27 protein-coding genes and 1 pseudogene are annotated in these 25,222 nt (G+C 66.5%); 8 read left to right on the top strand and 20 right to left on the bottom strand.

Annotated features, from left to right (window positions below):
* Window positions 1–16 precede the first annotated feature (16 nt).
* From IEV99_RS15150 to IEV99_RS15125, 6 genes are all read right to left on the bottom strand, one after another.
* Window positions 17–307: a hypothetical protein gene (locus IEV99_RS15150; protein ID WP_188518589.1), complete on the bottom strand. Its 291-nt coding sequence runs from the start codon at window positions 305–307 to the stop codon at window positions 17–19.
* 165 nt (window positions 308–472) lie between these two features.
* Window positions 473–1,282: an ABC transporter ATP-binding protein gene (locus tag IEV99_RS15145; RefSeq protein WP_188518588.1), complete on the bottom strand. Its 810-nt coding sequence runs from the start codon at window positions 1,280–1,282 to the stop codon at window positions 473–475.
* 31 nt (window positions 1,283–1,313) lie between these two features.
* Window positions 1,314–2,429 carry a succinylglutamate desuccinylase/aspartoacylase family protein gene (locus IEV99_RS15140; protein ID WP_188518587.1) on the bottom strand — a complete coding sequence of 372 codons (1,116 nt, stop codon included), beginning with the start codon at window positions 2,427–2,429 and terminating at the stop codon, window positions 1,314–1,316.
* 40 nt (window positions 2,430–2,469) lie between these two features.
* Window positions 2,470–3,192: an ABC transporter permease gene (locus IEV99_RS15135; RefSeq protein ID WP_188518586.1), complete on the bottom strand. Its 723-nt coding sequence runs from the start codon at window positions 3,190–3,192 to the stop codon at window positions 2,470–2,472.
* Window positions 3,192–3,878 (bottom strand): ABC transporter permease, encoded by a 687-nt coding sequence (locus IEV99_RS15130; RefSeq protein ID WP_188518585.1) that lies wholly within the window; start codon window positions 3,876–3,878, stop codon window positions 3,192–3,194. Before IEV99_RS15130 ends, IEV99_RS15135 begins: the two co-directional genes overlap by 1 nt.
* A 90-nt stretch (window positions 3,879–3,968) precedes the next feature.
* Window positions 3,969–4,748, bottom strand: a complete 780-nt coding sequence (locus IEV99_RS15125; protein WP_188518584.1) for a transporter substrate-binding domain-containing protein — start codon at window positions 4,746–4,748, stop codon at window positions 3,969–3,971.
* 65 nt (window positions 4,749–4,813) lie between these two features.
* On the opposite strand from IEV99_RS15125, the gene IEV99_RS15120 reads away from it, so the two are divergent.
* Window positions 4,814–5,827, top strand: coding sequence for a MurR/RpiR family transcriptional regulator (locus IEV99_RS15120; protein WP_188518583.1), 1,014 nt, complete (start codon window positions 4,814–4,816; stop codon window positions 5,825–5,827).
* Between the two features lie 827 nt (window positions 5,828–6,654).
* Here the strand turns inward: IEV99_RS15120 and IEV99_RS23980 are convergent.
* Window positions 6,655–6,951, bottom strand: coding sequence for a winged helix domain-containing protein (locus IEV99_RS23980; protein ID WP_371875794.1), 297 nt, complete (start codon window positions 6,949–6,951; stop codon window positions 6,655–6,657).
* A gap of 18 nt (window positions 6,952–6,969) precedes the next feature.
* Here IEV99_RS23980 and IEV99_RS15115 point away from each other — a divergent pair, with 18 nt between their 5' ends.
* Together IEV99_RS15115 and IEV99_RS15110 are read left to right on the top strand one after the other, a co-directional pair.
* The gene (locus tag IEV99_RS15115; RefSeq protein WP_188518582.1) at window positions 6,970–7,986 is read left to right on the top strand and encodes an alpha/beta fold hydrolase; all 1,017 of its coding nucleotides are present in this window, start codon (window positions 6,970–6,972) and stop codon (window positions 7,984–7,986) included.
* A gap of 57 nt (window positions 7,987–8,043) precedes the next feature.
* Window positions 8,044–8,886 (top strand): NADPH-dependent oxidoreductase, encoded by an 843-nt coding sequence (locus tag IEV99_RS15110; protein WP_188518581.1) that lies wholly within the window; start codon window positions 8,044–8,046, stop codon window positions 8,884–8,886.
* 9 nt (window positions 8,887–8,895) lie between these two features.
* On the opposite strand, the pseudogene IEV99_RS15105 reads toward IEV99_RS15110, so the two are convergent.
* From IEV99_RS15105 to IEV99_RS15055, 11 genes and pseudogenes are all read right to left on the bottom strand, one after another.
* Window positions 8,896–9,018 (bottom strand): annotated as a pseudogene (locus tag IEV99_RS15105) (SDR family NAD(P)-dependent oxidoreductase); the annotation flags it as partial.
* A gap of 8 nt (window positions 9,019–9,026) precedes the next feature.
* The gene (locus IEV99_RS15100; RefSeq protein WP_188518580.1) at window positions 9,027–9,245 is read right to left on the bottom strand and encodes a hypothetical protein; all 219 of its coding nucleotides are present in this window, start codon (window positions 9,243–9,245) and stop codon (window positions 9,027–9,029) included.
* A 417-nt stretch (window positions 9,246–9,662) separates the two neighbouring features.
* Complete coding sequence (locus tag IEV99_RS15095) at window positions 9,663–10,334, bottom strand: SDR family oxidoreductase (RefSeq protein ID WP_188518579.1); 672 nt, start codon at window positions 10,332–10,334, stop codon at window positions 9,663–9,665.
* 54 nt (window positions 10,335–10,388) lie between these two features.
* The gene (locus tag IEV99_RS15090; RefSeq protein WP_188518578.1) at window positions 10,389–11,348 is read right to left on the bottom strand and encodes a Bug family tripartite tricarboxylate transporter substrate binding protein; all 960 of its coding nucleotides are present in this window, start codon (window positions 11,346–11,348) and stop codon (window positions 10,389–10,391) included.
* Window positions 11,348–12,892, bottom strand: a complete 1,545-nt coding sequence (locus IEV99_RS15085; protein ID WP_188518577.1) for a sulfatase — start codon at window positions 12,890–12,892, stop codon at window positions 11,348–11,350. The genes IEV99_RS15090 and IEV99_RS15085 overlap by 1 nt, the downstream gene beginning before the upstream one ends.
* Window positions 12,893–12,903: 11 nt before the next feature.
* On the bottom strand, window positions 12,904–13,683 hold the full coding sequence (locus IEV99_RS15080) for an ABC transporter permease (RefSeq protein ID WP_188518576.1): 780 nt from the start codon (window positions 13,681–13,683) through the stop codon (window positions 12,904–12,906).
* Window positions 13,680–14,522: an ABC transporter permease gene (locus IEV99_RS15075; protein ID WP_188518575.1), complete on the bottom strand. Its 843-nt coding sequence runs from the start codon at window positions 14,520–14,522 to the stop codon at window positions 13,680–13,682. The genes IEV99_RS15080 and IEV99_RS15075 overlap by 4 nt, the downstream gene beginning before the upstream one ends.
* Entirely contained in the window at window positions 14,522–14,842 is a 321-nt protein-coding gene (locus tag IEV99_RS15070; protein WP_188518574.1) for a hypothetical protein, read from the bottom strand. The genes IEV99_RS15075 and IEV99_RS15070 overlap by 1 nt, the downstream gene beginning before the upstream one ends.
* Window positions 14,839–15,648, bottom strand: coding sequence for an ABC transporter ATP-binding protein (locus IEV99_RS15065; protein ID WP_188518573.1), 810 nt, complete (start codon window positions 15,646–15,648; stop codon window positions 14,839–14,841). Before IEV99_RS15065 ends, IEV99_RS15070 begins: the two co-directional genes overlap by 4 nt.
* Window positions 15,639–16,520, bottom strand: coding sequence for an NAD(P)-dependent oxidoreductase (locus IEV99_RS15060; RefSeq protein ID WP_188518572.1), 882 nt, complete (start codon window positions 16,518–16,520; stop codon window positions 15,639–15,641). Before IEV99_RS15060 ends, IEV99_RS15065 begins: the two co-directional genes overlap by 10 nt.
* A gap of 2 nt (window positions 16,521–16,522) precedes the next feature.
* Entirely contained in the window at window positions 16,523–17,581 is a 1,059-nt protein-coding gene (locus tag IEV99_RS15055; RefSeq protein ID WP_188518571.1) for an ABC transporter substrate-binding protein, read from the bottom strand.
* A gap of 223 nt (window positions 17,582–17,804) precedes the next feature.
* On the opposite strand from IEV99_RS15055, the gene IEV99_RS15050 reads away from it, so the two are divergent.
* Window positions 17,805–18,524, top strand: a complete 720-nt coding sequence (locus IEV99_RS15050; RefSeq protein ID WP_188518570.1) for a GntR family transcriptional regulator — start codon at window positions 17,805–17,807, stop codon at window positions 18,522–18,524.
* Between the two features lie 161 nt (window positions 18,525–18,685).
* Here the strand turns inward: IEV99_RS15050 and IEV99_RS15045 are convergent, their stop codons facing one another.
* Window positions 18,686–19,576 (bottom strand): PhzF family phenazine biosynthesis protein, encoded by an 891-nt coding sequence (locus tag IEV99_RS15045; RefSeq protein ID WP_188518569.1) that lies wholly within the window; start codon window positions 19,574–19,576, stop codon window positions 18,686–18,688.
* 335 nt (window positions 19,577–19,911) lie between these two features.
* Entirely contained in the window at window positions 19,912–20,700 is a 789-nt protein-coding gene (locus tag IEV99_RS15040) for an alpha/beta fold hydrolase (RefSeq protein ID WP_188518568.1), read from the bottom strand.
* Between the two features lie 140 nt (window positions 20,701–20,840).
* Here IEV99_RS15040 and IEV99_RS15035 point away from each other — a divergent pair, with 140 nt between their 5' ends.
* Genes IEV99_RS15035 through IEV99_RS15020 form a run of 4 tightly spaced genes read left to right on the top strand, consistent with a single transcriptional unit; the run spans window position 20,841 to window position 25,220 of the window.
* Window positions 20,841–21,518 (top strand): GntR family transcriptional regulator, encoded by a 678-nt coding sequence (locus IEV99_RS15035; RefSeq protein ID WP_188518567.1) that lies wholly within the window; start codon window positions 20,841–20,843, stop codon window positions 21,516–21,518.
* Between the two features lie 8 nt (window positions 21,519–21,526).
* Entirely contained in the window at window positions 21,527–22,411 is an 885-nt protein-coding gene (locus IEV99_RS15030; protein ID WP_188518566.1) for an FAD binding domain-containing protein, read from the top strand.
* Window positions 22,408–22,908 (top strand): (2Fe-2S)-binding protein, encoded by a 501-nt coding sequence (locus IEV99_RS15025; RefSeq protein ID WP_244643887.1) that lies wholly within the window; start codon window positions 22,408–22,410, stop codon window positions 22,906–22,908. Before IEV99_RS15030 ends, IEV99_RS15025 begins: the two co-directional genes overlap by 4 nt.
* Entirely contained in the window at window positions 22,905–25,220 is a 2,316-nt protein-coding gene (locus tag IEV99_RS15020) for a xanthine dehydrogenase family protein molybdopterin-binding subunit (RefSeq protein ID WP_188518565.1), read from the top strand. Before IEV99_RS15025 ends, IEV99_RS15020 begins: the two co-directional genes overlap by 4 nt.
* The last annotated feature ends 2 nt before the right edge of the window (window positions 25,221–25,222 follow it).

Below are 25,222 nucleotides of genomic sequence, written 5' to 3'. Positions count from 1 at the left end.
ATGCGCCCACTGCGTTCTAGCTGGTAAAGCTTTCAAGGTCAGCCGGCACGTCGCCAACTCGGATTAGCACGACGGCGTCGTCGAACTCGCCGCTTGAGGGATCGCCCGATCGGGAGAACGCTACAGCCCCTCCGTGCTTCTTTGACAGCGCGTTCGCAGCTTGCGTTGCGGCGCCCGGGCTCTGGAACTCGGCGGCCTCACCGGCGGCCAACTCGCCTTCCGCGTCGCGCGTGAATGGCAGCGCGACGTAGTAAGTCACACGCTTGCCGCCCGCCGCCAACTCGGACCGCTCCCCGGTCTTTTTCATCATCGCTCTCCGCTCTGCTCAGTCCCGGACTGAACGACCTCCACCGCCTTCAGGCGTGTAGTGCGGCTTGGCATTACGAGCCGTAACGGCAATCTGAAGGATCCCGTGTCACGTTCGGCCTGAAGACGACGGCTTGGGTCTGGGCTTCGCCTTCGACGGAGCGCATCAAGCGTGCAGGGTCGACGCCAAGAACGTCCTCAGGCGTTCGCTGCGGGGATGTCGCAAAAGGTCATCCGGAGCGCCGTCCTCCTCCAGCACGCCCTGATGCAAGAACAGAACGCGGTTGCTCACGTCACGGGCGAAGCTCATCTCATGGGTGACCACGATCATGGTCCGGCCTTCCTCGGCGAGAGATCGCATCACGCGCAGCACCTCGCCGACGAGCTCGGGATCCAGCGCCGACGTCGGCTCGTCGAAGAGCATGACGTCCGGCTCCATCGCCAGGGCGCGCGCGATGGCCACGCGCTGCTGCTCGCCGCCGGAGAGATGCGCCGGATAGGCGTCCTTGCGATGCGCTACGCCGACGCGCTCCAGATAGCGCAGCGCCCGGTCGCGCGCCTCGGCCTTGCCCAGACCGAGCACCTGCACGGGCGCTTCCATGACATTCTGGAGCGCGGTCATGTGCGCCCACAGGTTGAACTGCTGGAACACCATGGCGATGCGGCTTCGGAAGCGTTGAAGCTGCGCCGGGTCCCTCGGCCCCAGGCTTCCGTCGCCTCCCGGTTGCAACGCCAGTTCCTCGCCGCCAAGCAGGATGCGCCCGGCGCTGGGACGCTCAAGCAGATTGAGGCAGCGCAGGAAGGTGCTCTTGCCCGAGCCCGACGACCCGATCATCGCGATGACGTCGCCGGAGCCCGCAGCCACTGAGACGCCCTTCAGCACTTCGACCGCGCCGAACGATTTGCGGACGCCTTCGGCTTCGAGGGCCGGGGCTGTGGTCGATGTCTGGGGTGCAACCGTGGTGGCGATGGCCATGGCGGGTCCTTCGATCAAAAATGCGATGGGTTCAGGGGCTGAGCAGTTTGCCCGACCGCGTAACGGCCGAACCGGCCACCTTGCCCAGCCTCTGGCCAGGCACGGCGAAGCGCGCGGCGCTGCGGGCGTAGAGCAGGCCGGCCGACTGGCAACGGACCTCCGTCTGCGCGCCTGTGACGGGATCGACGATGACGGCGACGAGCGCGCCCGCCTCGAGACGGTCGCCGGGAGCCGCGTGGAACATCACGATGCCGGAGGTCGAGGCGGTGAGCGGCTCGGAGGCCGCCAGCGGCGTTGGTTCGCAGCGGCCGTCCGGCAAATCCGGCAGGGCGCCCTCGATCGCGCCCTCATGAACCAGGAAGGCGACAAGCGCATCGGCGTCCGCCGCGACGGTTGCGGCGTCGACGTCCTGCTGGCCACGCAGCTCGACGGTGACGGCGAAGCACCCGAGAGGGATGGCCGCGCCCGGAAAGCGATCGCGCAGCTCCAGCCACGGACGGCTCGCGGCCTCGTCGAAGGGCTCGTCGCCCGACTCCACCGCGAGCAGAATCGCCTGGGCGCCGAGCAGCCGGCCCAGCGTCCCGATCCGGTCCGCGAACGGCGTGAGCGTATAGAGATGAACCACGGCTTCGCTGTCGCAATGCAGGTCGAGCACCACATCGGCCGGGGCCGCAAGCGAGAGCAGCGTGCGCTTCAGCCTGTCCGTGGCGCTCACGGCTTCGATCACGGCGATCTCGAGGCGCATCGCCTCGCGGATGAGCGCCCGGTTGGCGTCCTCGTCGGCCCCGAGACGTCCCTCCAGTCGCTGCGCCAGCCGGTCCGTGAGGGCGGCGTAACCGCGGTTGAAGTTCACCCCGGTGGCCAGGTCGAAACGACCATGAGCGTGCCCATGGATGCGCTGGCCAAGCCCTATGGGGTTGGCGACCGGCACGACCACGATCTCGCCCCGCACGCGGCCCTGGCGATCCAGCGCCTCGAGCCGGTCCGCCAGCGCGCGAGCCGCCGCCATTCCGGGGATCTCGTCGGCGTGCAGCGCGCCCTGCACGTAGACGAGCGGCCGCGCGCCGGGAACGCCGAAGCGGTGGACGGCCAGAGACTGGCGGGCGCCCGGGAGGTCGGACTGAAGATCGATGAATTCGACTGCCATGATGCCTTCGATAGCTGTGGATGCGGTTCTGGATTCACGTTTAGCCGGCCTTGCGCTCCGGCTGCTTGGGCCGCAGGTGGGCGAGATAGCGTTGTTCGAGCAGCTTGAAGATCCCCACCAGGGTGAAGGTGAGCACGAAGTAGAACACCGCCACCGTGCCGAACGCCTCGGCCGGCAGCAGATGATCGGAATAGACGTCGCGGGCGACCCGCGTCAGCTCCACGATGCTGACCGTGCTGGCCAGGGCCGTGGCGTGCATCATCATCACCACCTCGTTGCCGTATTGCGGCAACGCCCGTCGCAGGGCGCCCGGCAGCAGAATGCGCCGGTAGATCGCCGCCGTGCCCATGCCCAGGCTGCGCGCCGCCTCGAGCTCGCCCGGCGGTGTGGCGCGCAATGCGCCGGCGACGATTTCGGTGGTGTAGGCCGTCGTGTTCAGGGTGAAGGCGAGCCAGGCGCAGAACCAGGCCGATTTGAGCAACGGCCAGGCGACGCTCTCGCGCACGGCCTCGAACTGCGCCAGGCCGAAGTAGATCATGAACAGCTGCACCAGCAGCGGCGTGCCGCGGATCACATAGGTGTAGAACCACACCGAGCCCGAGACCCAGCGCCGCGGCGACACCCGCAGCACGCCGAGCGGGATCGACAGGAGGAGCCCGGACGACATCGAGATCGCGAGCAGCATCAGCGTGATCTGCAGACCGCGCCAGAAGTTCGGCAGCGCGCCGAAGATGACGGACCAGTCGACCGGAGGCGCATCCATCAGAAATCAACCCTGCGCACGCCAAGCGAGAAGCGCTTCTCCAGGACGTGGAGAGCGAGCAGCGAGACCGTCGTGACGGCCAGGTAGATGCACGCGATCGCGGCGTAGAACGTGAAAGGCTGGCGCGTCGACGCGGAGGCGAGACCCGCGCGATGCATCATGTCGTCGAGGCCGATCACCGAGACCAGCGCCGTCGCCTTGACCATCACCAGCCAGTTGTTGGCGAAGCCCGGGATGGCGTGGCGCACCATCTGCGGCGCGACGATGCGGCGCGCGACCTGCAGCCGGGTGAGCCCGAAGGCGTGCCCCGCCTCGATCTGCCCTTTGGGGATGGCCAGGATGGCGCCCCTGAACGTCTCCGTCAGGTAGGCGCCGAAGATGAACCCAAGGGTGGCCGTGCCGGCCACGAAGGGGTCGATATCGACGTAGCCGCCACCCAGGCGATCCGACAACGCGTTGACGCCCATCTGCCCGCCATAGAAGATCATCAGCATGAGCACGAGCTCAGGCAGTCCCCGGATCAGGGTGGTGTAGACCCCCGCCAGAAGCCGCGCGATCCGCGATTCCGACAGGCGCGCCGCGGCGCCGACGAGGCCGAACACGCAGGCGATCGCCAGCGAAAGCGCCGACACCTTCAGCGTCGTGACGAGACCCTCGAGGACGGCCGGGAGGTATCCGTACAGCATGCGCAACATGTTCCGGCTGGAGCGGAAGGCGACGGAATTCGGAGCCGGTTCGGCCGCGCGCAGCCCTGCAGGAGCCGCGCCGCCGCCTGGTCAGCCGCCCGAGATGTCGAAGTCGAAATACTTGTCCTGCAGCGTCCTGTAGACGCCATTCGCCTTGATGGCCTTCAGGGCCGCGTTGACGCGCTCGCGGAGTTCGCCGTCAGCCTTGCGCAGCGCGATGCCCACGCCGCCGCCGCCCGCGTCGAGGCGCACCGGCTGGCCAACCTGGGCGAAGCCCTTGCCCTCCGGCTTCTTCAGGAACGCTTCGCCCGACACCACGGATGACCCGAAGGCGATGTCGCCGCGTCCGGCCGCCAGCTCCATGTAGACTTCTGGCTCCTTGCCGGCGAGCAGGACAGTGCTGTCCTTGTAGGTGTCTTGCACCCACTTGGCCCGAGGCGAGTTGCGCAGCACCACGATCGTCTTGCCCTTCAGCGAGGCCGGCGTGGCTTCCGTGAAGGCGCCGGCCTTGGCCACCCAGCGAGACGGGACGTCGTAGTAGGGGTCCGAGAACTCGACCGCTTTCTTGCGCTCCTCGGTGATCGACATGGAAGCCACGATCATGTCGAACTTCTTGGCGTTCAGCGCAGGGATCATGCCGTCCCATTCCTGCTGCACGAACGCGCAGTCCGCTTTCATCTCGGCGCAGATCGCGTTGGCGATGTCGATGTCGAAGCCCGAGAGCTTGCCGTCCGGGCTGATCTGCGAAAACGGGGGATAGCTTCCCTCCACGCCGACACGGAGCTTCGCCGACTGGGCAGATAAGGGAGAATGGATCAGGGACGCAGACAGGGCGGCGAGCGCGGCCACAAAGAACGAACGACGAAACATGCGATGTCTCCTGCCGGATGAAATTGCGACTTCAATGTGACCGGAAATTTTCATAGAATCAACAGATGAAAAAAACCAACGATAGCGGCGGCATCGAAACTGCACGGACGTCGGCCTCTCCGCAGCCTGCTCCCGCGAGCGCAGCCAGCGCCGAGATGCGTTTCGCCCAGTCGCCTCTGGGCGCCCACCTCAGGGCCATGCTGGACAAGGGCTCCGCCGCCAACCGCGCCATCGCGGACATACTCTTGCGTCATCCGGTTCAGGCGACCTCGTGGAGCATCGAGAGCCTCGCCGAGGTCGCGGCGGTTTCGCCCGCCTCTCTGAGCCGGTTCGCCCGGCTGCTCGGCTATCCGGGCTACGCCGCGCTGCGCAGCGACGTCGCCGCCACGGTCGAGGCGATGATCAACCCCGTTGAGAAGTTGCGCGGCCGCTTCGACGCTCAGCCCGCCAACGCGCCGACGCCCCTGTCGGACAGCCTTGAGGCTGCGCTCTCCAACGTCCGCGGAACGGCCGAGGGGCTGCATCCCGCCCTCATCGCCGAGGTGGTGGAGCGCCTGACGACGGCCCGCAATGTCTATGTCATGGGGTTCGGCCTGAGCGCCCATGTGGCCGGCGTGCTGACGCTCGGTCTGCAGCCGTTCTGCCATGGCGTCCAGAACGTCGTGGAGTTCGGCGGGACTGAAGTCGCGGCGGGGCGGCTCCTCAATGTCGGGGAAGGCGACGTCATCGTGGCGCTGTCCATCCCACGCTACGCCAGCGACGCCGTCCATCTCGCCGCCTACGCCCGCGACCGTAAGGCCTCGGTCATCGCGATCACCGACTCGTCGGCCTCGCCTCTCATTCCGCTCGCGGACTGCGTTCTGCTGGCGCGCAGCAGCCACCCGATCTTGTCGAGCAGCACGCTCGGCCTCGTCGTTGTGGTGGAGACCATCGTGGCGGCGCTCATGACCTCGAACCAGGCCAATGTCGACCAGGCGGCAAAACTCACCGAGGCGATCTCGTCTTACCTGTTCGGCGATAATGGTTCCCGCTCACCAGTCAGGCGGCGCAGTTTGAAAACAAGCGAACGTCCTGGTTGATTCTGCAAAGGAGGTGGGAGGCTTCGTCTCCTGAGTGCGATCGGGCGCGATCCCGCACGCGTCCAAGGCGGGCGAGAAAAGCCGCGGGTCGGTCGTCGAACAGGCGTCGATGGACATGGATGTCAGGTCCCGGGGCGTTGGTTGCTTGTTTGTCGGACAAGCTTTTGGCGAGCCCTGAGCGCTTTCTTGTGTTGGGACACCCTGGGTTCGAAACCGTCTTTCCGGGAAACCAAGGACAAGTTGCCGACGAAACGGTCTGAAGGTCTTTTCCCCTCTCATTGAGGTCCTGTATCATGAAAGGAATGAAAACAATATTTCCTGCTCCGCCAACCATTGGACCGGGCGGATTAGGTCCCCACGGGTGTTCCCAGGAATACTCCCAGAAAACTTTGCAATCACCGAGCCCGCGTTGCTGTCTCTCTGCCGCTACAGGTGGGGTGGTTCTTACAAGTGGGCTGCAGAGCAATTCATCTGTGACTCCTGAAAGCTGTCGGGATTCCGTCGCCTTGTTGATTGCCTCCAGGCGGGGCAGCCCGCAGGACGTCAATGACAAAGCCAGCATAGCGACCCCAATCGCACGAAGTGGCCGGGACCGTCCCCACCTCAAGCACGCCATGAATGCCACCTGAACTTTCCCTTATCGGGATAGTGAGCGCACTCCCGACCGCCGCCTTGATGCGTGTCATTGCAAGTCTCCGGGCTGCTCGCCGAGGGAAGAGGTTATCGGCCATGGTGCTGCCCCCCTGTATGGTCTGGTTGCGTGTATGCACGGTGACGTTGCGGGGCGCTCCGTGTAAGCCGTTGCCCTCGCAGTCGGCGGGGAGAGATCAGCCATGGTTCTCTTCTGGATGGGCAGTCCCGAAGGGCCGCCCAGCGCCTCTATGTGACGTCAGGAAAGCCGGGGCGGCTTCCCGCCCTCGTCGCTCTACCGAGAGCAGATCCAGCCGGCAGCGCAGCACATAACGATTATGACGGCCGCGGTAGAAGGCGCCGTGCGTTTCCACGATGGTCCCAATGACGCCGCCGTGGCGGTCGCGCAGGTGGACCGTGTTCCCGCCAGGTTGACCTCGTGTGTAGCGGCTGGTCGTTGCTCCCTGCCGCCCTAAGTTGCCGGAGGCTGACATGCGGGAGCCAAGACGCTGATGGATTGGGACACACAGACGGGGCGCTATGAGCCGGGCGACATCGTGCTCGGTTCGGGCGAGGTCTTGAGGAACGCCTCCCTGAACTGGAAGAGCTACGGAACGCTCTCGGCCGACCGCGGAAACGTCATCGTGTTTCCCACGAGCTACTCAGCCCAGCATAGGGACCAAGAGTGGCTGATCGGCCCCGACGGGATCCTCGACCCAACGCGATGGTTCATCGTCGTCCCGGACATGTTCGGCAACGGGCTGTCGTCCAGTCCGAGCCACGCGCCTGACTATCCGGCGCTGGTGACGACGGCCGACAACGTCCGCATGCAGCGGCGGCTTCTCACCGACGTGTTCGGCATCGACGCCGTAGCCTGTGTCTACGGTTTCTCAATGGGCGGGCAGCAGGCCTATCACTGGGCCGCGCTCTATCCCGATGCCGTGGAGAGGGCCATCGTGGTCTGCGGCAGCGCGCGGACCGCGGTTCACAACCAGGTTTTCCTGCAGGCTCTCCAGGCTACGCTGGAGGCGGCTCCCGAGCATCTTGGCGGCGGCCGCTTCTCGTCCCAACCCGACGCGGCCATGCGCGCCTTCGCCAGGATCTACGCCACCATGGCGTTGAGCCAGGACTGGTACCGCGCCAACCTGCACCTCACTCCATCCGGCGCCGCCTCGCTTGACGACTTCCTCGACCGCGTTTGGGCGCCCGGGTTCCTGCGCCGCAAGGCGGAGGACCTCTACGCCCAGTGCTCCACCTGGCTTGCCTCCGACATCAGCGCCAACGCGCTCTACCAAGGGGATCTCGTGCTGGCGCTCCAGTCTATAAGGGTTCGCATGCTGCTTATGCCGTCGCGCACGGACCTATATTTCCCCGTGGCTGACAACGCAGGCGAGATGGCCCACCTTCGCCATGCGGAACTGCGGCCGATACCGAGTATCTGGGGACATCGGGCCGGCAATCCCGCAACCAACCCGGCCGATGCGGCTTTCCTGCGAAACGCGGTGCGCGAGTGGCTTTCGCGCACTTAAGGTCGCGCGCAGAACATTGCTCACCCTACTGACCGGACCCAAACGCTCAAGGCGCTCATGACCGATGTGCAGTCCACCAGCCGCGAGGCCGCTGTTGCGGCTCTCGCGGCCCGCTACCGTGCTGATCCGAAGCAGGCCGACACTCCGTGGAATGCGGCGCTCGCCACGCTCCTGACCCATCGCAGCGTCAGGGCCTATCGCCCAGATCCCGTGCCTCCGGCCGTGCTCCGCACGGCGGTGGCTGCGGCCCAATCCGCGCCCACCTCATCCAACCTCCAGGTCTGGAGCGTCGTGGCCGTCGAGGATCCGGCGCGAAAGGCGCGCCTCGCTGAGCTCGCCGGACACCAGCGGCACGTGGAAACATGCCCCTTGTTCCTGGTCTGGCTCGCCGACCTGTCGCGCCTAAGGGTGCTTGGCTCGGAACGGGGCCGTGCCACGGACGGGCTCGATTATCTGGAAAGCCTTCTCGTGGCAGTCGTGGATGCGTCCCTTGCCGCCCAAAACGCAGTCGTAGCCCTGGAGTCGCTGGGCTATGGAACCGTCTACATCGGCGGCATGCGCAACCGGCCGGAGGAGGTTGCGGCGACGCTCGGCCTGCCGGCTGACGTGGTGGCGGTGTTCGGTCTGTGCGTCGGGCTCCCGGACGAAGCCTGCCCTGCTTCGGTTAAACCACGCCTCCCGGTCGAGGCGGTACTCCATGCCGAGTGCTACGGCGGACCACCCTCCGCAGACCTCGTCGCCGGCTACGATGCTGCGCTGCGCAGCTTTCAGCTCGAACAAGGAATAGCGGCAAACGGCTGGTCGGACACCGCCTTGCAGCGTGTGCGCGGCCCGGAGTCCCTGAGTGGCCGCCACCGTCTCCGCGAGGCGCTTGCCGCCCGGGGCTTCGCCTTGAAGTAACAGGCTTTGGGCCAGGGCTGCGCTGTCGCGATCGATCAGGATCACCTGCGCTCCGGCGTTCAGGAGCCGGAGCGCGCAGGCGTGCCCGATGCCGGATGCGGCTCCGGTGATCGCCGCGACCCTTCCTTCCATGTCCTGTGTCACAGCGCGCCTCCCTGTGGGGTGCTGGCGGGCCTCGCGAGATCGGTCAGCATCGCCTCGCGGGCGCATCGCTCAAGTCGTTCAAAAGCGGCGTAACGCTGCTGGTGAACCTGTGCGAGGTCGCCCGCGGCGGGCTCGTAAGCGACGGCCTCCGGCGACATGGCGTCCATGCCGGCATGCAGGTTGGCATGCACGCCGCCCGCGACCGCGCCCAGCATGGCCGCCCTTCATCGGGACATTCCGGCCCGGCAATCTCGTGATGACCGGCCCGAACCTGCCGCATAATTGGATCAGCGACGTGCCGCGTGGCGAAGTGATCGCCCGGCGCGGCATCGTTCTCCAGTTCACGCACGCCTTCATCGTGAACTGCATGGCGGCGGCGCCTGAACTTCGGGTGCTTGGGCCGTTGCTGGAGCGATCAGAAGCCGGCTTCGAATTTGAGGACGGCGTCGGCGGCCAAGCGCGACACTGGGCTGAGAAAGGGCTGGCCATCGGCCGATATCTCGCTGCCGCCAAGGTAGCTGTGACAGGGACGACTGCGCGCACTCTCTGTTGCGGCAGTTGGGTCCGCTTGGGCGGCTCTGGCGAACTTCAGCTTCGGGCGCTGAGCGGACAGGGTACTCGGCGACGCCTCCTCACCAGGGAAGCAGCTGGTCATGGTAGGTCACGAAGCTACCGCTGTGATGGGGGCCGGCCCTGTGCAGGACGCCTCGCATGCCGGCGACGCTTTCCTCGACCGGAACACGACCGCCTGGCTCGGTGGCCGCCCAGCCTGGGTGAAGCGCCATGACGCATATCCGGCGCGGGGCGAGATCCACCGCGAGCGAGCGGATCATCATGTTCAGCCCCGCCTTGCTGGTGCGGTACGCATAGGCTCCTCCGGTCAGGTTCAGGTTGACCGATCCCATCCGGCTGGACACGAACGCCATCAGGCGGAGATCGCTGCGCGCCACGTGATCGGCGAAGGACTCGGCGATCTTCATCGGGCCGATCAGGTTGGTTTCGAGCACACGCCGCCAGTGAGGGTAGTCCATTTGCCCGAAAGGCTTGTGGGGATGTCCAATTCCCGCATTGCTGACGACAATGTCGATCGGCTCGCCGGAAAGGCGCGCGGCGAGCTCAGAGATGGCGGCATGATCCGTGACGTCGAGGCTGAGCGCCTCGACATTCCCGGCGAGATCGGACGCGTTCGCGGCCTTTGCGGGATCCAGGAACGTCGCGAACACGCGGTAGCCGTCCGCCGCGTATTGGCGCGCGAACTCCCGTCCGAGTCCGGTGTCGCATCCGGTGATCAGAACCGTGGGCAAATCGGCCCTCCTGTGTTGTGCCTTCCGGGGGCGCGCTGCACCGGAGGACGGCGCCTATTTGATTTGCGCGCCCGTCTCTTGAACGACAGTCTTCCAGCGCTGCTTTTCCGCCGCGATAAAGGACGCGTATGCGTCTGGACCCAGATAGGCGGGGTCGGTGCCCTGCTTGGAAAGGACGTTTGCGAGAACCGGATCCCCCAAGGCAGCCCGGACCTCGGCGTCGAGGCGCGCAAGCACCTCCCTTGGCGTTCCGGCGGGGGCCGCGAGGCCTTGCCACCCCAGCACGACGAAGTCCTTGACGCCCGCCTCGGCCGCTGTCGGAACATCTGGCGCGGTATTCGATCGGGCAGCGCCGGTCAGCGCCAACGCCCGGATGTCGCCGGATTCGGCGAAGGGTTGCACAAGGTTCACGCCATCGACGATCAGATCGATGCGTCCCGCTACGAGTTCGTTGATCGCCGGGGCGCTCCCGCGAAACGGCACGTGCTGCAGCTTGACGCCTTCACGGCTGGCGAACAGCTCGACGGCGAGATGGTTGATGTTGCCGACGCCGCCCGAGCCGTAGTTGAGGGCGCCGGGCTTCTCCTTTGCGAGCGCGATGAAATCGGCCACCGTCTTCGCCGGGGATGTTTTCGGCACCGCAATCAGCAGCGGCGTGACAACGGTGCGCGCGATATGGGCGAAGTCCTTTTCGGGGTCGAAGGACTTCATGTCGTAAAGGTAGGGGTTGATCGACACGATGCCGAGGTTTTCGGCCAGGAGCGTGTAGCCGTCCGGCTCCGCCTTCGCGACGGTCTCAGCCGCGATGTTCCCGCCCGCGCCGGCCTTGTTTAGGACCGTGACACGCTGGCCCATCTGCTTGCTGAGCTGTTCGGCGAGCTGCCGTGCGACGACGTCCACGCCGCCGCCTGGCGCGAACCCCACCACCAGGGTGATCGGCTTTGACGGATAAGTGTCCGCGACGGCGGCTGCGCCGGAGGCGAGCAGCAGAATGGCCGCAAACAAGTTTTTCATTATGCATTCTCCTTGTTATCGGCCATTGCGGCATTGCGCTCTTGCAGCCCAAGCCTTCGATAAACTTCGATGGGCGCGTCATGCGCCCGCATCTCGCCGATGAGCAGTCCGATCATCCGTTCTTCCACCTCGGCGAGGCGGCGTGGGACGGTCTGGCCGGGATCGCTGGACAGGTCGTAGAGCGCCGTCTCGGCCTCGAGGAGCGGATAGCGCGAGACCATGTTGGCTTTGGCGTCCGCGACCACCGGCAGCTTCAGGACCTGACAGCCTTTGGTGAAATCGAAGGGTCCAAACAGCGTGGCCTGCGCGAGCTCGATCGGCTCGAAGAAGCTGCGCATGTGAACCGGCATCAAGGTGTAGTGATAGAGTTGTTCGTCGCCCTCCGGATAGCGGAAGTAGGTGTATCGCCCGTCGGTGACGTTCACGGCGCCGCCGAACTGCCCGTAAATGCAGGCGGGCCGCACGGGCCTGTCGTCTCCGACAGTCGGCAGCAGGGAGCGACCGCGCACCTCCGGCGGGATGGGGGCTCCGAACAGATCGAGCACCGTCGGCATCAGGTCGGTCGTTTGCGCTAAAGCCGAGCGTCGCTGGCCGTCCGCCGACGGTTGGCGGGGATCGTGGATGAACAGCGGAATGTGCGTTACTTCGTTGAAGAAGGGCGGCCGGTTCTTGCCCCAGAACTCATGCTCGCCCAGCAACAAGCCGTGGTCTGTCGAAACGATCAGCGCGGTGTCGGACCAGAGATCGTTTTCGTCGAAGTAGTCGAGGAGCCTGCCGAGGTACTCGTCGCACATCTTCACCAGAGCCAGGTAGTTGGCGCGCAACTCGTCGCCTTCCGGGCCGGACAGGTCCATGCGGCCATAGGGTGGCCAGTCGAGCACGGGCCCCTGGTAGCCAGTCGGCAGACCCTGCCTGAAACGGTTGGCCGCGAAGAAGGGCTCATGCGGGTCGAAGCATTCGAGATGGAGGATCCAGTCGTCGTCGCGCTTGTTCCGCTCCAGAAACTTCAGCGCGCCCTCGAAGCATTGCACGAGGGGAAAATCGCTCTCGCCCGAGATAGCCTCGCGGGACAGCACATAGGGCAGATTGGAGTTCGGGCCGGTCTGGCCGTTGAAGACGAGCGGATGGTAGTCCTGCTGCAAGCCGGCGAGATCCGGCTTGGCGACGCCCTGCCACTTGTCTTTTTCCTGGCCGCGGACGAACTCCCACGACGAGTAACGCCCATGGAAGCCGACCCCGCCATCTTCGAAGTAATGGTAGTGGTCGGTGATCAGGTGCGAGTAGACGCCGCGCTCGCCCAGGATCTGCGGAAAAGAGTTGTCGAACGGCTCCAGCGGCCCCCATGGCCGATGGAGAAAGTTCAGCCGTCCGGTGTGGAGGTCGCGCCGCGCCGGCATGCAGGGCAGGCTGCCCACATAGGCGTTGTCGAACACAGCCGACTTTTGCGCGAGGCGGTCGAAGGCTGGCGTCTCAATGGCGTCGCCGCCATAGCAGCCGAGCGCATGGCGGTTCAGGGAGTCGAAGAGCAGGTAGACGAGCCGCATGCGCCGTTCTCTCAGTTGTCGTTGACCATGCCCCAGCGGCGGACCGTGTTGCGTTCGATCGCCGCGAAGACGAAGCGATCGACAGCCAGCCAGAGCACGCCGATGACCACGATGCCGCAGATAATGGTGTCGGTGCCGTACCACTTGGTGGCGTCCATCATTAGGAAGCCGATGCCGTTGGTGCCGATGATGAGTTCTGCCGCCACGAGCGCTCTCCAGCCGAGCGCCAGCGATGTGCGCAGGCCAAGGAGCAGCTGGACCATGGCGCCGGGCAGGACCAACTCGCGCACGACCTGCCAGGGCGAGGCGCCGAGCGATCGCACCGCGCGCCACAGCACCGGCGGAATGGAGCGGACGCCCGAGATGGCGTTGTAGAAGGAGCTGAAGAAAACCGAGTTCACCACCAGGAACGTCACGGCCGTGTTGCCGAGGCCAAACCACAGCACCGCGAGCGGAGCCCAGGCGATGCCGGCGACCGCCTGCAGGAAGACGGCGACCGGCATTACAATCCGCGACACCCGCGCGTTCATGGCCAGCAGCACGCCGAGCGGAATGGCGATGAGGTTGCCGACCACGAATGCGGCCGCGAGGCGGAGCAGGCTGGCGCCGACCGACCGCGCGAGTTCGCCGTTCAGCGTGAGCTCGATGAACCGCCGCCCGACTTCCGAGACGGTCGGCAGCATGTAGGCCGGATAGCTGAACACGGACGGCGCGACCTGCCAGATCAGCACCAGGGCGACGAACGGCGTCAGGCCGAGCAGAGCGGATTGGAGCTTTGGCCGTCCCGTCATCGCTCGCCTGCATCGCTGGTCAGGCCCCAACGCTCCACCGAGGCGCGTTCGAGCGGCCGCAGGTAAACGCGGTCGAGAAACAGCCAGAGCACGCCCATGACAACCATTCCGGCCACCGTGCGGGCGGTCTGCTGGGTCGCGGCGGACGTGAAGATGAGGTAGCCGACGCCCTCCTGCTGGGCGATCATCTCGGCGAAGATCAGAGCCCGGAAGCCGAAGCCAGCGCCGACGCGCACGCCGTTGAAAACGGAGGGCAGGATGGCCGGCAGCGTCACCTCGCGCAGAACGGACCAGGAGCCGCCGCCGAGTGATCGAATGGCCCGGCCATAGACCGGCGGCACGGATAGCACACCCGTCACCACGTTATGGACCAGCGGCGACGCGACCACATACGCGACCGCGACGATGATGATGGACGGCCCGTAGCCCCACCACAGGATCAGCAGCGGGATCCAGGCGACCTCCACGATGGCGTAGGTGAAGTTCACCAACGGCATCAGGAGATCGGACACGCGTCTGTTGGACGCGATGGCGAGGCCCAGCGCGACTCCCGCCAGGGCGCCGATCGCCACGCCGGTAAGGTAGTGCAGCAGGCTGAGCTTGACGTACTCGACCAGGATCCCGGTGTTGAAAAGGTCGAGAAGCGCCCAAACCACGTCGGCCGGGGAGGGGAACAGGACCTTTGGTACGCCCGAGAGGCTGGACCCCGCCTGCCAGGCGGCGATCACGATGGCGAAGCCCAGCAGCGGCTCGACGCCGTCCTGCCAGGCTCGCGCCCACCAGCGATCCCGGCGCATCGCGCGCGGGGGCGTCGTGCCGAGCTCCGCGGCGGCCGTCATCAGCGGTCGAGCCTCTGGATGCCGGCCACCCAGGACCGGCTCGCGAGGGCGTCGATGTTGGCCGGCGAAACGTTGCGCAGCCGGACGGTGCGGCCTTCGGCGCCCGTCATCGTGCCCCATTGTTGAAGCCGGCTCATGTGGAATTGCTCCGGCGCGACCGTGAGCGTGACGGCGACGTTTTCCGGGCCGGTCGTCTCCGTGAGCCCCGCCGCTCTTCGCTTGGCTTCGCCGTCGAACCGCTGGATGACGCCGTCACCCAGCACCATCACCGCGATCGCGGCCGTGATCCAGAAGGCCGGCGCGCGCAGGATCCCGTTCACTGGCGACGCGCCCCATGTTCGGCGCGCACCCTGGCCAGCACGTCGTCACGAAGGCGGATGAAATCCGGATCGGAGCCGATCGCCGGCCAGCGCCGGCGCTCTCGCGGGATGTCGACGGCCACGACGGAGGCGACGCGGCCAGGATGCGGGGCCATGACGATCACCCGATCCCCGAGAAACACCGCCTCGTCGACGCTGTGGGTGACGAACAGGATCGTGAGGCCGAGCGTGGACCAGAGGCGCAGAACCTCCTCCTGGAGGATCAGCCTGTTCTGGGCGTCGATGGCCGCAAAGGGCTCGTCCATAAGCACGATCTCGGGCTCGCTGGTCAGCGTCCGCGCCACGGCGGCCCGCTGCTTCATGCCGCCCGAGAGCTGGTGCGGATACTTTGCCGCGACGTCCGCGAGCCCGACGAGCTCCAGGAAATGACGCGCCTTGGCCTCGCGCTCCTCCCGGCGCATGCCGCGAATCTTCAGGCCTAGCGCCACATTGTCGAGCACCGAGCGCCAGGGCAGGAGGGCGTATTCCTGAAACACGACGCCGCGATCCGCGCCGGGGCCTTGGACCCGCTTGCCGTCAAGGCTGATCGAGCCCGCCTCCGGCGTCAGAAAGCCCGCAATGGCGCTGATGAGCGTGGATTTCCCGCAGCCGCTCGGGCCCACCACACACAGGAATTCGCCATCGTGAAGGTCGATGTCGACGCCGTCCAGCACGCGCTGACGTTCGGCCGGCGCCGCGCCCGGATAGTCGATGGTCAGGCCGCGAACCGCGATCTTGACGGGAGACGACAGGCCGCTCAGCTCCATGGGCCACCCTTCAGGCACATTTCGTAGACCGCCGTATGGTCCTGCCGGCCTCTGCCGTTGCGGCTTGCCGTGTCATAGACCGTCAGGGCGGCGCGGGCCGTCGCGGCCGGGACGCCGGCGCTCTCCGCCATCGCGAGAATGAGGCCGATGTCCTTTCTGGCGAGGTCGATCATGAAGCCGGGCTCGAGATCGCCCTTGAAGGCCTTGGCCGGATAGGTGGTGGTGAGGTGTCCCTTGCCGGCCACCGTTTGCGACAGCACGCCGTACACCGTATCGAGCTGCAGCCCCGAGCGCTGCGCCATCGCGAGGGCCTCGGCCGTGACGACATTGATGGTGAGCGACATGTAGTTATTGACGAGCTTCATGCGGCTGCCGCTGCCGACCGGCCCGCAATGCATCACCGTGTCGGCCAGCAGGGAGAACAGCGGACGCGCACGATCGATGTCTTCGTCCCGCCCGCCGGCCATGATCAGGAGCCGGCCTTCCTCGGCCTCCTTGGACGACCGCGCCACCGGGGCGTCCACCATCCGGATCCCGCGCTCGGTGAAGCGCAGGTTCAGCTTGTCGGTGTCGTCAGGCGCAATCGTGCTCATGTCGATGTAGAGCGCGTCCGGCCGCATGTGCTGCGTCAACACTTCGGCCACGTCGTGCGCCGCGGCGCCATTGGGCAGCATCGTGATGACCACATCCGCCGCCTCGGCGGCAGCCGGCAGCGTGTCCGACCAGCCAACCTGTCGCGAGCGAGCCGCGGCCTGCGCGCCGGGCGCGAGGTCGTGGCCGAGCACGCGAAAGCCGCCGCGAGCCAGGTTCGCGGCCATGGGCAGGCCCATGACGCCGAGCCCGACGAACGCGACCGTCGCAGTCGGGTTCATCGTCAAACCCTCAAGTCGGCCGGGATGGGCGCGAGGTCGGAGAAGAACTGCGGGCCTTTCTCCTGCGCGAAGCGCGTGAACTGGGGGTCGATCGCATCCTTCATATCCGGCGTGTTCCGCAGCACGCCCATGCTGGCGAGGTCGGGAATGGTTTTGGACATGTAGTTTTCGAGCGTGCGCTTGGAGATCCGCTGGTCGTAGTTGACGATCGGGATGCCGGCCCGCCAGGCGTCGGGCGTCAGGCCGGGAATCCACCGCATTGCAACATCCACAGCGGCGCCGGCCTTGTTGGCCCTAACCCATTGCTGGCACTCGGCAACGGCGAGCATGAAGCGCCGCAGTTCCTCGGCTTTGGACGTCGTCAGCGCCTTCGTGGTCAGGATTGTGCCGGGATCGTAGCAGGTGTCGCAGCCGCCGAGCGACAGGCGCACCGTTCCTTCGACCGCCCGCAGCGCGCCCTCGGCCCAAGGCTCCCAGACCGCGATGGCGTCCACATCTCCGCCCCGCAGGGACGCGATCATGTTGGGCGGCGCGAGATTGACCAGCTTGTATTGATCGTCGGCGATCTTGTTCTGCCGCATCATGCCCCGCAGATAGCCTTCCGCCGAGGCTCCGCGCGGCATGCCGACCGTCTTGCCGATCAACGCCTTGAGATCGCCGGGCGCCGCCTTGAGGTTGGGGGCGGCGACAATCGATTGGTTGGGCGCGTAGCTCGTCGCGATCGGGTCGCCATGCAGATGGCCGATGAGCACGATCGGAAAGCCGCGCGCGACGCCCGACAGGAAGGGGAGGGAGCCCATCGTGTTGACGTCCTGGGCGCCCGCAATGAGGCCGTTCACCATCTCGACGCCGGACGGGTAAGACACAGGCTTTGCATCCAGCCCATGCTTCGCGAAGATGCCGGCTTCAACCCCGTAATAGATCACGACGAATTCGGACGACGTCGAAACGCCAACCTTGATCGGAAGCGTATTCGTCGTTTGGCCCACGGCGCGTTGGCCTGCCGCGCCCAGGGCCACGCCCGCGAGCGTTCCTGTGATGAAGTCCCGGCGTCCGATCATCGGTCATCCTCCCGCATCAGGCGCTGTCGGCCTGTTTGTGCGATAATCATATACGATATATGTTATTGTCCAGTCTAGAGGGGTTCGGATCATTTGCCCGGTTGCGGGCGGCCGTAGCGGACGGGGCTAGTGACGCGGGCGCGGTTCAGCTACCCAAGCTGCAAAGGCACAATGCTCGAGTTCAAACGCGCCTGTCGCATTCTCGGTCGAGGGGGATTTGGAAATGTCCAAACGAGGGACCGAAATCTCGGAGCGTGTTGGCGCCAGCCAGCCCCAACGAGGAACGGCGCCACCTCTCATCAGGGCGTCCAGCCTTGCCGGCCAGGTCTATGAGGCGCTCCGCCGAAAAATTACCGAAGGGCAACTGGAAGAGAACCAGCCGCTCGTAATCGCAGCCATCGTCCGAGAGTTCGGGGTGAGTCAGACACCGGTTCGCGAGGCGCTGGCCAGGCTGCACGCCGAAGGCGTCGCGACGTTCACGAACAACTTCGGCTACCGAGTCGCTCCGCTGCCCAGCATGGCGGACTATCATCACTGGATGCAGGCGCGTCTCGTGCTTGAGGTCGGCGCCCTGAACGCATCGGCAACGCGTGTCTCGCCCGAGGATCTGGCCATGCTGCGCAAGCTTAACGACCAGATCGCCCACGCCCATTTCGGAAAAGACTTCGCAGGGGTGAAGCTCTTTTCAGAGCTGAACCGGGAATTTCATCGCAAGCTCATCGGGATGTCAGCGAACCCGTTCCTGATCAAGGCTTATGACCAGATCTGGTTAGGCGCCCAGTTTTCCCGGGTTCATTTTGAAACCGGCATTCCTGACCGGGAGCTGATCGCTCACGAACACCAGGACATCATCAGATCCTTGTCCGCCGGCGATATCGCGGAGGCTTCGGAAGCCCTGTCAAATCATATCGTGAGAAGTCTCGAGCGCGACGCAGCGAGATAGTTCCGAGCTTAACGGAGCTGGATCACTCATCTCAGTCGAGCACGGCCGATCGGGGCCGCCCTCCAAACACAGCGGTCAGTTTGGCCGTGTCGGAGCACCGCGTCGACCGCGATGCTGGCTCATAAACGTCCTCAGTATCTGCCGCTGTAAGGCCTCACGGGTCATCGAAACAGCGCTTCGCCACGGAACATGGGCGCGCAGTTGCCGCCGACACGGGACCGAAAGCCGTCCTGCGCGCGGCGCGACATCACCCTGAGGAGGCTGGGTCGACCCATCTCGACACCCTGCGTGATGGTGAACGTCGCCTTGTCGCCACCCTCGATCGAGAGCAGCAGTGCGCCGAGCGTGGCGCTCGCGCTTCCGGTTGCCGGATCCTCCCAGGTCCCGGCGAGTGGGGCGAACATCCGCGCTCGGATACCCTCGTTGGTGCGCGAATACAGGAACAGAGACAAACGGCCGGCAAGCTCGGCGTGCTGCCGGGCGAGGTTTTTAAAAGCCGCTAGATCGGGAGCGGCGCTTCCAAGGCCTTCGGGTGTGACTTGCGCCAACACGAAGGCGACCCCCACTGAGGCTTGCACGGGATTATGCGCCGTCGTGATGACCGCATCAGCTGAAACGTTGGCGCATGCCGCAATCGACGCAGCCGGAAATTCGACGCCCAACGACAGGCTCTGGGGCGCGGCTATTACCGCACCCGTCACCTCACCTGAGAGATCCCGCTCCACGGCAATCTCCACCAAACCTGCTTTCTGTTCAAAGCGAAGACGGCCTTCGCCACCCTGTCCGTTGCGAGCCAGCACATAGGCTGTTCCGACATTCGGGTGGCCGGCAAACGGCATCTCGGCCGTACGATGAAAGATGCGGACGCGCGCATCATTGGACGGATTGTCTGGGGGCAGGACGAATGTAGTCTCACTATAATTCATCTCCGCGGCCAGAGACTGCATATGCTCGTCAGTCAGCTCACGCGCATCCGTGAACACAGCGAGCGGATTGCCGCCGAAGGGTTTGTCGGTGAAGACGTCGACTGTTTCGTATGGAAATCGCGGCATGGCGGACCCCCTACCTTGTTGGCTCCGAGTTTGGTGCCTCCGCTGCCGGTTGAAATCCAATGAAGTATTGGAATGCTAAGGATCACCGGCGCTGTCCTGCAAAAGGGCCAGCGCTGAGGCGCACTTCAAGATCAACAATCGGCGACCTGCACGAATGCGGACGGCGGCTCGGCGAACCTGAGCGTCTTAAGATAATGTCATCCTAGTAATTGCGCGCTAAACGTTACTTCCTTAACGCTGGCGCGGCTTAAATCGGGGAGGGAAGCCACTCTTTGGATCATCAAGCCGCTTTGGCGCCAGCCCGGTAGCGCCCAAAGCCCTGGGCCGTGGCGGACTCAACGCGCCAGGAACCCTTCCACGGCGGCGATGAACGCGTCTGGTTGCTCCAGGGGTGGACAGTGGCCGCAGCCCGGCAGTTCACGGTACTCCGCGCCCGGGATGTTCTGCGCGACCTGCCGGCAAAGGGCTGGCGGCGTTGCGGCGTCGAGCTCGCCGCAGACCACAAGGGTGGGCGCCTGGATCCGCCACAACTCGGAAACCAGGTTGGTCCTCATCAGCGTCTGGCACGCCGCCACGAAGGCGGCTGGGTCCATCGCCATCAGCACGCTTCGACGCTCGTCCACGGCGCCGGGGTGTGCCGCCAGATAGGCCGGGTGGAACACCCGGTTGGCCGAAATCGTCGCCACTGATCCGATGCCTTCGGCGGTCACCTTCTCGGCCATCACCCGGAACGCGTCGGCGCCGGCCGGAGGAAAGCCGGCCGCTGCGTCCGACAGCAGGAGCTTTCCAAAAGCGGCTGGATGGCGCAGGGCGAGCGCCAGCGCGACGGTGCCGCCGAAGCCGTTGGCCAGCACGGTCGCGCCCTCGCGCACGCCGCCCTCCCTCAATCCCTGCGTGACATGGTCCGCATAGCGCTCGATGCCGGGCTCGATGACGCGAGAGCCATGGAAGCCCGGCAGGTTCACGAGCGTGACCGTGAAGCGCTCCGCCAACCAGGGCAGAACCGCGTCGAAGGCGGTGCGATCAGCCAGGAGCGAATGGATGACGACCAGATCCGGCCCGGATCCCGTACGCGCCGCGGTGAGACCTGATGCTCCCAGTTCGATCTGCCTGACATCCACCATAAACTGTTTCCTCCATTCCGTGATATCTCACCAGCATTCGCTTAAGGGTCAAATGCCAAGTAGATACCGTGTGGGTTAGGCCGACCGATCCTGCTCGACGGACGCTTGTGTTCGCCGCAACCCGCCGTATGATATTCCACATGTCCTTGCAAACGTCCAACCTGATGCGCGATGAAGTCCACCGCGAGCTCCGGCGGCAAATCCTCGATTGCACCATCCCGCCAGGGGCCGAGCTCCGCGAGAGTGAGCTTGCGGACCGCTACGGGGTGTCGAAATCGCCCATTCGCGACGCTCTTCTGAAGCTCGAGACCGAGCGGCTCGTCGTGGTGCATCCGCGCCGGGGATATCAGGCCGCCGCGATCTCGTTGTCGGACGCCGCCGACCTGTTCGACCTGCGCGCCATCCTGGAGCCCGCCTGCGCCCGCGACGCCGTGGCGCGCGCGCCCGAGGCCGAGCTGTCGCGCCTGGATGCGTTTCGCAGCCTCCAGGCCTATGCGCGGCTGCGCAACAGCGCCGAGCAGCCGCCCTTCGTGGTCTACAACCGCGATTTCCACATCACGCTGGCGGGGCTCTCGGCCAACCGGAGGCTGCGAGACGCCACCGTGGAGCTGATCGAGCAGTTCGACCGGCTGGTGATCATGAGCGTGAGCCAGCCCGCCGCGCAGGGCCCCGAGAAGCTTCTTGCCGAGCACGGCGCGATCATCGACGCCTTGCAGGCGCGTGACGGCCGGCAGGCCGGGCGCCTGCTCGCCGACCACGTCGTGAAGGCGCGCAAGCGCGTGCTCGCGGCCCTGTCGCGCTTTGCCGTGGTCGCATAGGCGCGGTCATGAAAGCTCCCCCGTTCACCTATCACCGTCCGACGACCGGCGAGGAACTCGCCGCGCTTCTGGGCTCGCTGGAGAACGCCAAGGTGCTGGCCGGCGGCCAGTCGCTGATGCCGATGCTCAATCTGCGGCTGGCCTTTCCGGACCACCTCATCGACATCAACCGCGTCGAGGGCCTCGCCGGGATCAAGGTGGAGGGCGAGGACGTGGTGGTCGGCGCGATGACGCGCCAGGCCGACGTGCTCGCGTCGTCGGTCGTCGCCGAGCGCCTGCCCGTGCTGGCCGAGGCGCTGCGCCATGTTGGCCACATCCAGACGCGCTCGCGCGGCACCTATGGGGGCAGCTGCTGCCACCTCGATCCCTCCTCGGAGCAGCCCGCCATGGCGGCGCTGTATGACGCCCGCTTCCACGTGGTGGGCGCGGCCGGCAGGCGCACCGTCGAGGCGGCGGACTGGAGCGTCGGCATGCTCCAGTCGGCGCTGGCCGACGACGAGTACCTGGAAGCGATCCGCTTCACGCCCTGGCGCGACGGCGCCGATGGCCGGTGCGGCTACGGCTTCGCCGAATATGCGCGCCGCCATGGCGACTACGCCATCGTGGGCTGCGCGGCGCTGGTGCGGGTCGACCAAGCCGGCGCGATCGGCCGGGCCGCCGTGGTGCTGTTTGGCGTCGAGCCGTCGCCGACGCGACTGCCCGCCTTGGAGGCCGCGTCCCTGGGCCAAGCCGCCGCGGGCTTCAATCCTGCGTCGCATCTCGGCGAGGTCGACGCGCTGGACGTCATGGAGGACATCCACGTCAACGCCGTCTATCGCCGCCGCCTGGCGCGCGTGATGATCGGCCGCGCGTTCGCCGATGCGCTCGCCCGCGCCACGGGGGCCAAGGCATGAGCGAGACGATGCAACAGCCGCTCGTCATCACGGCCACCATCAACGGCCGCCCGGTGGAGCGCGCGGCCGACCCGCGCATGCACCTGGCGGATTTCCTGCGCCACGAAGTCGGGCTCACGGGCACGCATGTGGGCTGCGAGCACGGGGTGTGCGGCAGCTGCACGGTGATCGTCGACGGACGCCCGGTGCGGTCCTGCCTGATGCTGGCCGTGCAGGTCGACGGCGCCGCCGTCGAGACGGTGGAAGGGCTTACTGGCGCCAGCGGCTCGCTGTCGCGGCTGCAGCGGGCCTTTTCGGAGCATCATGCGCTGCAGTGTGGCTTCTGCACGCCCGGCATGCTGATGACGCTGGAGGCGCTGCTTCGCACCGTGCTGAACCCGACCGAGACGGACGTTCGCGACGCCATCTCGGGCAACATCTGCCGCTGCACGGGCTACCAGGGCATCGTTGAGGCCGCCCTCACGGCCGCCAAAGACCGGCAGGGAGAGCCCGCATGAGCGCGCGCTACTTCGGAGCCGCCGTGAACCGGCTCGAAGACCCGAAGCTCGTTTCGGGCGCCGGCCGCTACGTGGACGACCTGCATCCCGCCGGTCTGCTGCATGTGGCGTTCGTGCGCTCGCAGCGCGCCCACGGCCTGGTCCGGGGCGTCGATGCGGGCGCGGCCGCCCGCATGGCCGGCGTGGTCGCGGTGTTCACCATGGCGGACTTCGCCGATCTCGCGTCGGGGCCGATGCCGCCGCTGGCGCCGCATCCGCTCATCAAGACGCCCATCACATATTGGCCGCTCGCCGCCACCGAGGTGCGGCATGTCGGCGAGGCCATCGCGATGGTGGTGGCCGACAGCCGTCACGCCGCCGAGGACGCGGCGGCGGCCGTCGAGGTCGACATCGAGCCCCTGCCGGTGGCGGCCGACGCCATCGCGGCGCTGGCCGCCGATGCGCCCCGCGCGCATTCGGATCGCGACTCCAATCTGGCGGCGCGCCTCGCCGCCAAGTTCGGCGACGCCGATGCGGTGTTCGCCGGCGCCGACCATGTGGTGGCCGAAACCATCGTGACCCATCGCGGCGGATGCCACGCCATGGAGTGTCGTGGCGTCGTGGCGGTTCCGGACGCGATGGGCGAGGACCTGACCGTCTACACGTCGTCGCAGTCGCCGTTTCTGGTGCGGCGCATTCTCGCCGCCTATCTCGGCCGCGACGAGCGTCACGTCCGCGTCGTCGCGCCGGACGTCGGCGGCGGCTTCGGTCCCAAGGCCAACGTCTACCCGGAGGAGTTCGCGGTCGCGCTCGCGGCGCTGAAGCTCGGCCGCCCGGTGAAGTGGATCGAGGACCGGCAGGAGCACTTCCTCACCACCACCCAGCAGCGCGACCAGATCTGGACCGTCGAGGTCGCCTTCACGGCCGAGGGCCGCATGCTGGGGCTGCGCGGGCGCGGCGTGCACGACAACGGCGCCTATGCGCCCTACGGGCTCATCCTGCCCATCAATGCGCTCGGCTGCTTCCCAGGCCCTTATGCGCTGGAAGCCCTGGACGTCACGCTGGACGTCGCGCTCACCAACATGGTGCCGACCAGCCCGGTGCGCGGCGCGTCGCGCCCCATCGTGGCTTTCGTGCTGGAGCGCATGGCCGATCGGGTGGCGGCCCATCTCGGCCTGCCGCGCGAGGAGGTCCGCCGCCGCAGCTTCGTGCGCGCCGACCAGATGCCGTACGAGACCGGCGGCAAGGCGCGCGATGGCTCGCCCATCTCGTATGACAGCGGCGACTATCGGCAGGCGCTCGACCTTGCGCTGAGCAAGATCGACGTCGCGGGCTTCCCGGCCCGGCGCGAGGCCGCCCTCCGGCGCGGCAAGCTGCTCGGCCTCGGCATGGCGTCCTGCGTCGAGGACACGGGGCTCGGTCCTTTCGAGGGCGCCACTGTGCGGGTGACGCCGGCCGGCAAGGTCGTGATCGCGACGGGCGCGTCCAGCCAGGGCCAGGGCCATCGCACCGTGTTCGCCCAGATCGCCGCCGACGCGCTCGGCGTCGACATCAACGACGTGATCGTGGACGCGGCCGACACCGACAAGTTTCCGCTCGGCATCTCCACCATCGCGAGCCGCATTGCGGTGACGGCCGGATCTTCGGTCGAGATGGCGGCCCAGAAGGTGCGCGCCAAGGCCCTGCGATTTGCGTCCAACCGGCTGGAAGCCGGCGAGCAGGATCTCGAGATCGTCGACGGCGCAATCCAGGTGAAGGGCGTGCCTGGGATGTCGATCACGCTCGCCGAGGTGTCGCGGGCTCTGGCAGGGGCCGCCGGCATGAGCACGCCCTACGGCATGGAGCCGGACCTGGCCGCCACTGCCTATTTCGAGTCGCAGGGGCTGACTTTCGCGTATGGCTCCAACGCCTGCGAGGTGGAGATCGACCCCGACACGGGTGACGCGCGCGTGGTCCGCTATGTGGTGGTTCACGACTGCGGCCGGCTCATCAACCCGCAGATCGTGGATGGCCAGATCATCGGTGGCGTGGTGCACGGCATCGGCAACGCCCTGTTCGAGCGCATGCTGCACGACCCCGAGGGGCAGCCGCTCACCACCACCTACGCGGATTACCTGCTGCCGATCGCCACCGAGATGCCGCGCATCGAGGTGCACCACATCGAGACGCCGTCGCCGCGCAATCCGCTCGGCGTCAAGGGCGCGGGCGAGGGCGGGACCATTCCGGCCGCCGCCTGCGTGATCTCGGCCATCCAGGATGCGCTCGGACCCGCGGCGCCCTTTGTCGCCCATCATCCAATCTCGCCGCAGGACATCGTGGCGATGCTCGACTAACG

It is taken from the genome of Alsobacter metallidurans, assembly GCF_014636935.1.
GTDB lineage: Bacteria > Pseudomonadota > Alphaproteobacteria > Rhizobiales > Beijerinckiaceae > Alsobacter > Alsobacter metallidurans.
Note: the sequence above shows the minus strand (reverse complement) of the source record. Positions and strands in the feature narration are given on the sequence as shown.